Here is an 11,867-nt window from a genome sequence, read left to right as displayed (position 1 = left end):
GCCAGGGTGGCGGGGCCGACGGTGTCCAGGGTGTCGGCGAGGACGCGTTGGGCGGCGCCGGCGGTGTCGATGACGGGGTCGGTGGTGGCCGGGTCGCGCTGGACACGGATCTCGTACCAGCCGTAGTGGGCGACGTACGCGCCGACGAGGAGGAGAAGTCCGCCGCCGATGCGGGGCGCAAGCGCACCGGCACGGCGCAGATGGCTGACGGCGGTGCTGCGGGTGAGAGCAACGGTCAGGGACGCGACGCCCACGATCAGGCCCATACCGGCCGCGTAGGCGGCGAAAAGAACGACTCCTTCGGCGCTGGAGCCGCTCCGGAAGGCGGAGACGACGATGGCGAGGAACGGGGCGATGGTACAGCCGAGCGAAGCGGTGGCGTACGCCATGCCGAACAGGGCCATCGAGGGGACCGACCGGGTCACGGCGGGAGCCCGTCGCACTTTCGGTATCAGGGCGGGCAGTTGGCGACCGGCCAGTAGCCAGGCACCGGCGGCGGCCATGAGGACGCCGAAGGTGATGGTGAACCAGGGCAGATGTTCCTGGACCTGTCCGGCCACGGGCTGGATCGCCAGGCCGAATATGCCGAACAGGGCGGCGAAGCCGACGGTGATCGAGGCGGTCGCGGTCAGGGCCCGGCCGACGGCGACACCACGGGTGGGGCTGTCGTCGCCGAGGACGAGGAGGGAGAGGTAAGCGGGGAGCAGCGCGAAGCCGCACGGGTTGACGGCGGCGAGAATGCCTGCCGTGAGGGCGAGGGCGAGCGGGAGGTCGGTCATCGCGGGTCAGCCGGTCAGTCCGGCGACCTTCTCGGCCAGCCCCTTGCCTCCGGGCAGGACGCCCTCGTAGGTGGTCTTCCCCTCCTTGTCGAGGATGACGTACCGGCTCTGCTCGGTGACTTCGAACCGCTTCCAGACCTCGCCCTTCTCGTCGGAGAGCTGCGGGAAGCCCCCAGTCCCGGTGTCGGCGACGAACTCCTTCATGGCCTCGTTCTTGTCCAGCCCCGCCACACCGACGACGTTGGCCTTGCCCGCGTAGTCGGCGGCGACCTTCGCGGTAGCTGTGGCCTGGGCCTTGCACTTGGGGCACCAGGGCGCCCAGAACCACAGTACGGTCGGCTTGCCCGCCAGCGCGCCGGCCTGGAACGGCTTCCCGTCCACCGTGGTCGCGGTGAACCGCAGCGCCTGCGGCACCACGGGCCCGGTGGTTTCATCGCTGCCGGCGTCGGAGGAGGCCGACGGCTGCCCGGGGGACGACGAGCCCGGAGGGGACGCGCCCGCCGTCTCGTCGTCGGCGCCGCTGTCCGCGCCGCATCCCGTGAGGGCGAACAGGGCGGCGGCGAGGACGGCAGGCAGAACAGTGCGGGCCCGCATGGAGGACTCCTGTGTGGTCGGGATGGGAGTGACTCTAGATCCGCCCTCCCCGCCCTGCGGCCGCTACAACCCTTACAGTTCGGTGACGCGAGCCGGGGAGTGCCGATAACGCCGTGATCCGGGCCGCCGCGACAGGGTCCGGGGCTCCACACCGGTAGGTGCGGAGCCCCGGACGCCGCGAGCGCTCGGTCAGCCCTTCTTGAAGACGGTCACGGCGAGGCTGTCGGCGGTGTTGCCGGTGGCGTTCGCGGCGCCGTTGGTGTCGAGGACCTTCTTCCAGGTGCCGGAGGGGAGGTTCACGACGTAGGCGCTGCTGGTGGGGTTGTGGACGACGATGGTGTCGTGGCTGGTCGGTGCGGCGGTGTTGGAGCTGATCGCCGAGACGATGACCGAGCCGTCGATGGTCGTGGACATCTGCGCCTTCACGGCGTCCCAGGAGCCGAGGCGCAGGGCGGGGGTGCTCTTGCGCAGGGCGATGGCGTCCTTGTAGTAGCGGAAGGTGGCGGCGTTGGCCGTCTTCTCGCCCCACTGGATGGCGTTGACGTCGTCGCCGGCTTCGTAGGAGTTCTTCGCCGTTTCGTAGTCGCCGTCGACGACCTTGGAGTGCTGGAACTCATCGCCTTCGTAGAAGAAGGGGATGCCCTGGGAGGTCAGGACTATGCCGGTGCCCAGGCGGTGCATCTGGGCGGCCCGGCTGCCGGTGACACCGGAGTAGGTGATCTTGTCCCAGAGGTTGAGGTCGTCGTGGGCGGAGACGTAGTTGATGCTCTGCTCGGGATCGTAGGCGAAAGCCGCGGCCCAGGGGTCGGACAGAGGGCTGGTGCTCTTGACGGCGAGGGGGGAGCCTCGCGTGCCGAGGGCGACGGAGGCGGCGGAGCTGGAGGAGGAGCCGCCCATGTAGCCGAGGACCTGGTCGCGGGTGCCGCCCTTGACGGCGTCGCGGAAGGTGCCGTTGAAGACGCCCACGTGGCCGCCGGCGAGGGCCGGGGTGGTGCCGTAGCGGACCTTGTCCGCCTGCTGGGGGTCGTCGACCCCGCCGCTCCACGGTTCACCGTGGATCTGGAGGGTGCGGTCGGGGAAGGTGGTCTGGAGGTGCTTGGCCCACTGGTCGACGTTCTTGTACTGGTGGACGCCCATGAGGTCGAAGCGGAAGCCGTCGATGTTGTAGTTCCTGACCCAGTACTCCAGGGAGTCGAGGATCATGCGGCTGACCATGGGGTTCGAGTCGTCGATGGAGTTGCCGGTGCCGGACAGCTCCCTCTCGTGGTAGTACTTCCCGGTGATGTCCTGGAGTACGCCCTTGCCGGCGGTGTGGTTGTAGACCACGTCCATGAGGACCCGGATGCCGTTCTTGTGGTACTCGTTCACCATGTCCTTGAACTCGCGCACCCGGTCCTCCGGTGAGGTGAACTGGGAGAACTGCTCCTCGGGCACGTTGAAGTTCAGCGGGTCGTAGCCCCAGTTGGGCACGGTGCTGTTGAAGTCGTAGGACGGCATGAGCTGGACGTGGGTGACGCCGAGCTCCTTGAGGTGGTCGATGCCGGTCTTGGCGCCGTTGTGGGTGGTGCCGGTCTGGGTGAGGCCGGCGAACTTGCCGCGCTTGGCGCTGTCCACGCCGGAGCTCGGGTCGATGGTGAAGTTGCGGACGCTCATCTCGTAGATGACAGCGTCCTCCCGCTTGGTGATGGCGGGCCTGGGGGCCCAGCCGCCGGTGGGCTGGACGGCCTCGGCGTCCACGACGACGCCTTCGGTGGTGCCGGGCTTGACCATACGGGCGTAGGGATCACGTACGGAGTTGTTGCCGACGCGGAACTGGTAGGGCTGGTTCTTCAGGTTGCCGGGCACCACGGCCTGGTAGACGTCGGTGTATCCGTGTACGTCGGCCGGCCGCATGGTGTGGGTCTGGCCGCCGACGGTGACGCTTACCTGGGAGTTGTCGGGTGACCAGATCCGGAAGGTGGTCTGGTCCGGGGTGTACAGGGCGCCGAGGGTGCCACCCGGGGCGGGGCCTGCGGGCTCCTCGGTCTGGACGCTCAGGACGTGGGTGGTGCTGTTGTAGCGGAAGTCGACGGTGGAGCCGGTCTCCGGGACGGTGAAGGCGATGTCGGCACCGCTGGGGCTGCCGCCCTGTCCGTAGCTCTCGTCCCAGGACTGGCCGATGGCGGCCTTGGTGGCGTAGGTGCCGGCCGGGATGGCCTCGGTGGACCAGGTGTAGATGCCGTCGCCGTCGATGTCCTGGAGCCAGGACTTGAGGCAGTTCGGGGCCCAGTCGGCGCTGCACCCGATCTCGGACTGGAAGGATCCGCTCGCGGTGACGATCTTGCTGTTGATGTCGTCGGTGATCCAGTGCGTGACCGGGTCGTAGACGAAGGTGACGCTGCGGCCTCCGGCCGGGATCCGCAGGGGGATGTCGGCGCCGAAGTGCTGCGCCTTCGCCCCGTAGTTCTCCGCCCAGCTCTTGTTGATGGCCGCCTTGTAGGCGTAGTCGCCCGCGGGGAGGGTGAACGTCTTCGACCAGGCTCCGGAGCCGTCGGTCCGGGCGGTGAGCTGGGCCTGACTGCAGTCCGTGGACCAGTCCCCGGCGCAGCCGATCTCGCTGTTGAACGTGCCGGGGACGGAGACGGCCGTGGGAGCGGCTGCGGCGGCGGGGGTGGCCAGGGCGGGTGAGAGGCCGAAGCCGAGAGCGGTGGCCGCCAGGAAGGCGGCTGAGGTTCTTGCTGGACGACGCCAGGGGCGTCTGCGGGTGCCGTGCAAGGAGTGCCTCCGAGGGGGAGCTCGCTCGCCGCCGTCCCTGCCGGGCGGGTGCGGCGGGCGGGCGAAAGGGGTGAAGCGCCGAGGGGTTGTCAGCGCATGCCGGGCCGCGGCAGGCCCAGCCCGCAACACGGGGGTACGGAGGTCCGGGGACGGACCACCGCGCGTTAACCCGTTGCTAACTCAAGTTAATAATGGGTTAGTCGAGGGCCGTCAAGAGATCGCGCACGATGCGTCCGGCGGATGCCGAACCCACCGGTCGGCGGCGGCACCAGTCGGCGTTCCGGCCGGCGGCGTGCGGCAGGGCAAGCAGCGTGAAGGGCCCGGTGAGTGCCTGCGGCGGCTCTCACGGGGCGCTTTCCCGCCGGCCGAGTGCCGGCCGGCCCCCGGGTGTGGGCATGCCTGGTGGGGCAGCGGCATGCCGCTGCCCCACCAGGTTGCGGGCTTCTCCTGAACGCTATTGCTGGACGAAGACAGCGACCGAGTATGCCGGGACGGTGAACGTGCCGCTGCGGGGCGCGAACGCCGAGCGCTTCACCGTGGTGTCCCGCCCCTGCTGCAGGACAGGGTGGAGAGCCTGTCCGGTCCCCGCCAGGGTCTTCAGTGTCTGTTGCTGGACGGTGTCTGTCGCGTTGTAGATGACGGTGACGGACCGGTAGGTGCCCAGCCCCTTGCCGTCGAGGTGCTGGGTGATCACTCCGGGGACCTCACCGGCGGTGCCGGACAGGGGGAAGGAGAGCCGCTTCTGCACGTCCCGGGCTTTCTTCAGGGCGAACAGCGGCGTCGACTTCTTGATCTTCAGGAACTGCTGGTACTGGGCTGCGGCCGCCTTGATCGTGGTGCATCCGGGGGTGAGTGCGGGGTCGGCGAGGAGCGGCCTCGCGTAGGGCCACTGGGCGCTGTTGGACTCGGCCAGGGGCAGGCCGCGGCCGAAGCCGTTGCCGTGGCGGCAGTCCCACTGGATGGCGTTGAACCAGTCGCCGCTGTCGTAGGAGTTGTGGTCCAGGGACTTCGAGCGCAGCAGGTCGGTGCCACCCTGGGCCATGGAAGGGCTCTGGGAAAGGGTGGTGGTGGCCAGGGCGAGGGCTTGGAGGCGGGCTCGTTCGGTGGGGGTGGTGCCGACGGGGAGTTTGTGGGCGTAGGCGTCGTAGAGCGTGTGGTTGTCGTGGGCTTCGACGTAGTTGACGGCCTCGGAGGGGGTGGCGGTGTAGCCGGCGGGGTTGCCGTTGTAGTCGATCTGGGCTCCGGTACGCCGGGTGCCGTCGCTGGTGGTGAAGGCGTAGTCGGCGAGGTTGCCGGTGAGGCCGAGCTTGACGAGGTCCATGTCCTTCAGCAGCCGGGTCCTCTGCTGCTGGGGAGTGCCGTTGACGTCGGCGCCGTTGGGGTTGGTGAACAGGCCGCTGCCGAAGCCCTGGCGCCGGGGGTCCGCGTCGGAGATGCCGCCGCCGCGCACGCCGTCGCGCAGCCGGTCGTTGAAGGTGCCGATGCCGGTGCCGGCCATGTTCTTCTGGGTGGCCTGTACGAAGCGGGCGTCGCCGGCAACGATGCCGTAGTCCCAGCCTTCGCCGTAGAGGTAGGAGTTCTTGCCGTCGATCCCGTGGCGCGCGAGGGTGAGCCTGGCCATGGAGGACTGGACGTCGAGCATGGTCTGCTTGGGGTCCAGGCCCATCAGGTCGAAGCGGAAACCGTCGATGCGGTAGTGCTTGGCCCACGTGGTCACGGAGTCGACGACGAGCTTGTTCATCATCGCGAACTCGGGTGCGGTGTCGGCACAGCAGCTGTCGCGGGTGACGGTGCCGGTGGCGTCCAGGCGCTGGTAGTAGCCGGGCACGACCTGGTCGAGGACGGAGTCGAGGGCCTGTCCTGCGGCGGCGGTGTGGTTGTAGACGACGTCCATGACCACGCGCAGCCCGGCGCGGTGGAGGGCCTGGACCATCTGCCGGAACTGGATGATGCGGTCGCTGCCGTCGGGGCGGGTGGCGTAGGCCCCTTCGGGGACGGTGAAGTGGTACGGGTTGTAGCCCCAGTTGTAGCCGTCGCGGGCCTGCGTGGAGGCGACGCACTCCTGCTGCTGCAGCGAGTCGGGTGCCATCGAGGGCAGGTCGCAGTCGGGCACGGCCTGGTCGGCGCGTACTTCGGCGGTGCCGGCGAAGTCGAAGACGGGCAGCAGCTGCACGGTGGTCACGCCGGAGGCGACCAGGTCCCTGAGGTGCTTCATGCCACCGGACTTCGGGTCCGTGAAGGCCAGGTAGGTGCCCCGCCTACCGGCGGGCAGGTTCTCGTCGGCGACGGAGAAGTCGCGGACGTGGATCTCCTGGATCTGTTCGCGCTCGGGGCCGGGCGCCTTGGGTGAGCGGGTGCTCTCCCAGCCCTGCGGGGCGGTGGCGCGGTCGGTGAGGTCCACGATCTGGCTGCGCCGGGAGTCGGCGGAGAGCGACAGCGAGTAGGGGTCGGTGACCTGGTTGGTGACCACCTTGTGCACGGCCGGGGCCCACACGGTCACCTGGTAGCGGTAGTAGAGGCCCTTCCACGACCGGTCCCCGCGTACGCTCCACACGCCCGAGCGCGGGTCGGGGGTCAGCTTCACCGTCCGGTGGGCGGTGGAGGTGGCGGAGTCGTACAGCTCGACGCTGACGCCGGTGGCGGTGGGCGCCCACAGGGAGAGGGTGGGCCGGGCGTTGTGGAAGACGGGGCCGAGTTCGGCCTTGGTCGCCCGCTTCGCGTAGAGGGCGTCCAGGACGCCCTGCGTCTGGAGACCGGTGGCGGTGGTCAGGTTGCCTTCGGTGTCGAGGGCGGCGACGGCCACTTGCCCCTTGAGGAGGTCGCGTGCCTTCCCGGCCCACTCGGCCGGGACACGCAGCGCGCCGAGCCCGGCGAGATGCGGGTACTGCTTCCTGACGTTCCGGGGCAGGCCCTGCGGATCCCGGGTCAGCGGGACGACGGTGCCTCCGGTGATGCCGGTGCCGCCGGCCGCGAGGCCGCCGCCGGGTGCCGCCGCCAGCTGGTAGGTGCTGCCTTGCGGGCGGGTGCCGAGGTCCCAGGCGATGAGGTCGGGGGCGAGCCAGTACGCGGAGCGGGGTGCGAGGCTCGGCTTGGCCGGGCCCGGGTAGACGTCCAGGACCTTGGAGGAGGCGCTGTGGCTGAACGTTGTCGCGGCGCCGTCGGCGGCCACGGTGAAAGATGTACCGGCGCCTTCGGCGGCGGCCGGAAGGCCGAGGGCGGGGCGTGCCCGGTAGGTGCCGGCGGGCAGGGTCGTGGTGGTGAAGGTTGCGATGCCGTCGCCGTCGGGGTCGGTGAGCCAGGAGGCGAGGCAGTCGGTGGCCTCGTCCCGGTCGCAGCCGAGTTCGCTCTGGAAGTCGCCGATCGCGGTGGCCAGGGTGGTGCTGAGGGTGTCGGTCACCCAGTGGGTGACCGGGTCGTAGACGAACGTGACCTCCGCTCCTCCGGCCGGGACCGTGAGCGGGATGTTGGCGCCGCCGAGGGTGGCGTTCAGCCCGTAGTTGACGGCCCAGCTCCTGTCGAGAGCGGCCTTGTAGGAGTACGTCCCGGCGGTGAGGCGGGCGGTCAGCGACCACTTGCCGTCGGGGCGGTGCCGCATCTGAGCCTGGTCGCAGTCAGGGGCCCAGTCGCCGGCACAGCCGATCTGCTGGTCGAAGTCGGCGGCTATGGCGACAGCCTGCGGTGGCGCGGGGTTCACCTCTCCGGCGGCGGAAGCGGGTACGACGGCGGCGGTCGCGGCGAGGAGCAGGGCCAGGCCCGCCGCGCGGGCGGAACGTCTGCGTCCGGGACGGGACAGGGAGCGATGCATCGGGCACCTCATGGTGTCGCGTGGGCGGATATGGGTCCGGCCGGGCCCCGCCGCTGAGTTGTGCGGGGGCCGGCCGGTGATCGGGGTTCGCCGGGGGCGTCAGCCGGTGGTCCACCAGGCGGTGGTGTCCGGCGGCAGGACCGCCTGCTCGGCGGTGGCCTGGACGGGGGCGCTGGCCAGGAGCAGACGGCCGGGTACGGCCAGGGTGATGGCGGCGCCGGTCAGGTTGACGGTGCAGGTGAAGGTGGTGTCGCCGTCGGTGCGTTGGAAGATCAGGACATCGCCGGGGCTGTCGAGCCAGCGGAGGTTGTCGGCGGCGCCGAGGGCCGGGTGGGTGCGGCGGACGGCCAGGGCGGTGCGGTACATCTCCAGGGTGGAGTCGTCCTGACCGGTCTGGGCCTGGACGCTGAGTCCGGCCCAGGTGGCGGGCTGGGGCAGCCAGCTGCCGCCCGTACCGAATCCGTACGAGGGGCCCTCGACGGTCCAGGGGATCGGGACGCGGCAGCCGTCGCGGAAGCCGTCCTGGCCGGCGGCGCGGAAGTAGGCGGGGTCCTGGCGGGCTTCGTCGGGCAGGTCGGTGACGTCGGGCAGGCCGAGCTCCTCGCCCTGGTAGACGTAGGCGGAGCCGGGCAGGGCGAGCATCAGCAGGGAGGCGGCGCGGGCCCGGCGCAGGCCCAGCTCCGGGTCGCCGGGAGTACGGATCTGGGTGCCCAGGCCCGGCGGGTTCGCGAAGCGGGTGGCGTGCCGGGTGACGTCGTGGTTGGACAGGACCCAGGTGGCGGGGGCGCCGACGTCGCGCATGGCGTCCAGGGTTTCGTCGATGACTGTGCGCAGGGCACCGGCCTGCCAGGAGGTCGCCAGGTACTGGAAGTTGAACGCCTGGTGCAGTTCGTCGGGGCGCACGTAGTTCGCGGTGCGGGCGAGGGTGGGTGCCCAGGCTTCGGCGACGCCGATGCGCCAGCCGTCGTACTCCTTGAGGATGGTGTGCCAGCTGCGGTAGATCTCGTGGACGCCGTCCTGGTCGAAGCTCGGGCTGGCGTTGGCGCCCAGCAGCTTGGTCTGCTCCAGGCTGCCGAGGTCGGGCAAGCCCTCGGCCTTGACCATGCCGTGGGCGACGTCGATGCGGAAGCCGTCGACGCCGAGGTCCAGCCAGAACCTGAGGATGGAGGCGAACTCGTCCCGGACGGCGGGGTGGTCCCAGTTGAAGTCCGGCTGTTCGGCGGCGAAGAGGTGCAGGTACCACTGTCCGGGGGTGCCGTCGGGGTTCTTCGTACGGGTCCACGCGGGACCGCCGAAGATCGACTCCCAGTCGTTGGGGGGCTCCTGCCCCTGTTCGCCCTTGCCGTCGCGGAAGTGGAACCGCTCGCGCAGGCGGGATCCGGGGCCTTCGCGCAACGCACGCTGGAACCATTCGTGCTGGTCCGAGCAGTGGTTGGGGACCAGGTCGACGATGATGCGCAGCCCGTGCCGGTGAGCCTCGTCGATGAGGGCGACGGCGTCGTCCAGGTCGCCGAACATCGGGTCCACGACACGGTAGTCGGCGACGTCGTACCCGGCGTCGGCCTGCGGGGAGGCGTAGAACGGGGACAGCCAGACGGCGTCCACACCCAGGTCGCGCAGGTAGGGCAGCCGGCTGCGTACGCCGGGCAGGTCGCCCATGCCGTCGCCGTCGGCGTCGGCGAAGCTGCGGGGGTAGACCTGGTAGATCACCGCCTCACGCCACCAGTCCGCCGTACGGGCGGGAAGCGGGGGCGTCGTCGCGGGGTCGGCAGACTCGGTCATGAAGGCAGTCCTCCGGGCAGCGGCGCATGACGCGCCGGCGTGGGGTGTGCGGTACGGGGAGAAGCGGTTGCAGCGGTGCGGGGCCGGAAGGGGCCTGTCAGCTCTTGGTGCCGCCTGCGGTGAGGCCGGCCACCAGGTGCTTCTGCGCGACGTAGAACACGGCAGCGGCCGGGATCGCGATGAGGACCGAGGTGGCCGCCAGGTAGTTCCACTGGGAGTTGAACTGGCTGATGTAGCTCTGGAGGCCCACGGCGAGGGTGTACTTCTCCTCGGTGAGCATGAACTTCGAGGCGAACGCGACCTCGCCCCAGGCGGTGATGAAGGTGTAGAACGAGGCGACCGCGAGCCCGGGGCGGGCCAGGGGGAGGATGAGCCGCCAGAACGTGCCGAACGGCGTCAGGCCGTCGATCCGGCCGGCCTCGTCGATGTCGACCGGGATCGTGTCGAAGTACCCCTTGAGCAGCCAGGCGCTGTACGGCACCGCGGTGGAGCAGTAGATGACCACCAGGCCGCCGTAGGTGTCCAGCAGCCCGAGGCTCGCCATGATCTTGTACAGCGGGACCATGAGGACGGCGACCGGGAACATCTGCGTGAGCAGGAAGGTGTACATCAGCGCGCCGCGGCCCAGGAACCTCATCCGGGAGACGGCGTAGGCGGCGCTCGCGGCGATCAGGACGCCGATGAGCATCGTGCCGAACGCGACGATGAGCGAGTTGACCATCCAGGTGCCGAAGCCGGTGTTCTGCAGCACGTGCGAGTAGTTGTCGAGGGTGGGGTCGCTCAGGATGCGCGAGGGATGCTGGTAGTCGTTCTTGTCCGGTCCGAGCGAGATGTAGAAGATCCACAGGATCGGGAAGACCGCGATGAACGCGCATGCGCTCAGGACGGCGTGCAGGCTGACTGACGCCGAGCGGCGCCGCTTGCCCAGCGGGCGGCCGGGGCGTGGCGCCTTGTCGGTCAGCGCGCTCGGCACTGGGGTGCTCATCGTGGTCATGCCAGAACCCCCTGGTCGTTGCGCTTGAGCCAGCGCCGGTAGACGCTCGTGAAGACCACGAGCAGCGACAGGCAGATGATGCCGACCGTCGCGGAGCGGGCGTAGTCCTGGGGCTGCTGGCCGAAGAAGAGGCGGTAGGCGTAGGTGACCAGGATCTGGACGCTGTCGCTGTTCCCGCCGAACAGCAGGAAGATCACGTTGAACTGGTTGAACGTCCAGATGACGCCGAGCAGGATCACGGTGCTGCTCACCGGGCGCAGTCCGGGCAGGGTGACGTGGACGAACCGCTGCCAGGAGTTCGCGCCGTCCATCGACGCGGCCTCGTGGTGCTCCTTGGGGATGGACTGCAGACCGCCGAGCATCGAGACCATCATGAACGGCACGCCGCACCAGATGTTGACGCCGATCGCGGCCACCTTCTGCGCCATCGGATCGCTCAGCCACGAAGGGCCGGCCACCCCGATCGCTCCCAGGACCTGGTTGACCACCCCGTCGTCGGCGAGGATCAGCCGCCACGCGAAGACCGTGACGAACGACGGCACCGCCCACGGCAGGATCAGCAGCATCCGGTACGGGCTTCGGCCCCGGAACCGTCGGTTGAGGGCGATCGCCAGGGCGAGACCGATCGAGTACGTGAGCGCGACGCAGGCGACGGTCCAGATCACCGTCCACGTGAAGTGCGGCCAGAACTGGTTGTTCGACCCGGTCAGGATCTCCGCGTAGTTCTTCAGCCCGACCCACGAGAAGGAATCGGGGATGTCGTTGACGCCGATCGTGCGTCCGACGTTCTCGCTGGTGGCGTCGGTGAACGTCAGGTAGATGCCCTGGAGCAGGGGGTAGGCGACAACGGCTCCCAGGACCAGGACTACGGGCAGGCACATGGCCCACGCGTACCAATACTGGTCGTAGGAGTTCGTCAGGCGTTTCAGTGGGCCCGGGCCTCGGCCCCGCCGGTGTGCGCGGGCCGGCTCGTCCCCGACGGCGATGGTCATGGTGTACCTCGGTGTGGCAGGAGGGATCGACAGGCACTACCCGGCCGGGCGCCCCCGGGCGGCGGGGCGGCCGGGCCGCGCCCGCAAGAGGTGGAGTAGTGCGGCAGGAGCCACATTGCCACGGCGGCGGCCATGTACAGGCCCGCCTTCGTGCCCACCAGACCCGA

General features: G+C 69.9%; 7 protein-coding genes. All 7 read right to left on the bottom strand.

Translation table 11 applies throughout. The features are described from left to right. Positions 1-779 (bottom strand): cytochrome c biogenesis CcdA family protein (locus ACIQRW_RS26850; RefSeq protein ID WP_403764759.1); only part of this gene is annotated, 779 nt, incomplete at its 3' end. Positions 780-785: 6 nt separating this feature from the next. Further along, the gene (locus ACIQRW_RS26845) at positions 786-1,373 is read right to left on the bottom strand and encodes a redoxin domain-containing protein (RefSeq protein WP_403764758.1); all 588 of its coding nucleotides are present in this window, start codon (positions 1,371-1,373) and stop codon (positions 786-788) included. A gap of 189 nt (positions 1,374-1,562) precedes the next feature. Then, positions 1,563-4,127 (bottom strand): alpha-amylase family glycosyl hydrolase, encoded by a 2,565-nt coding sequence (locus ACIQRW_RS26840; protein ID WP_403764756.1) that lies wholly within the window; start codon positions 4,125-4,127, stop codon positions 1,563-1,565. A 454-nt stretch (positions 4,128-4,581) separates the two neighbouring features. Continuing rightward, positions 4,582-7,932 (bottom strand): pullulanase-type alpha-1,6-glucosidase, encoded by a 3,351-nt coding sequence (gene pulA / locus ACIQRW_RS26835; protein ID WP_403764754.1) that lies wholly within the window; start codon positions 7,930-7,932, stop codon positions 4,582-4,584. Positions 7,933-8,031: 99 nt separating this feature from the next. Next, positions 8,032-9,714: a glycoside hydrolase family 13 protein gene (locus ACIQRW_RS26830; RefSeq protein ID WP_403764752.1), complete on the bottom strand. Its 1,683-nt coding sequence runs from the start codon at positions 9,712-9,714 to the stop codon at positions 8,032-8,034. Between the two features lie 97 nt (positions 9,715-9,811). Continuing rightward, positions 9,812-10,708 (bottom strand): sugar ABC transporter permease, encoded by an 897-nt coding sequence (locus ACIQRW_RS26825; protein ID WP_403764750.1) that lies wholly within the window; start codon positions 10,706-10,708, stop codon positions 9,812-9,814. Beyond that, positions 10,705-11,700, bottom strand: coding sequence for a carbohydrate ABC transporter permease (locus tag ACIQRW_RS26820; RefSeq protein WP_403764748.1), 996 nt, complete (start codon positions 11,698-11,700; stop codon positions 10,705-10,707). The genes ACIQRW_RS26825 and ACIQRW_RS26820 overlap by 4 nt, the downstream gene beginning before the upstream one ends. Positions 11,701-11,867: the final 167 nt, after the last annotated feature.

Origin of the sequence: Streptomyces sp. NPDC091287, from assembly GCF_044768525.1 — a bacterium.
Lineage (GTDB): Bacteria > Actinomycetota > Actinomycetes > Streptomycetales > Streptomycetaceae > Streptomyces.
The sequence above is the reverse complement of the archived record's forward strand: the minus strand, read 5'-3'. Positions and strand labels throughout refer to the sequence as shown.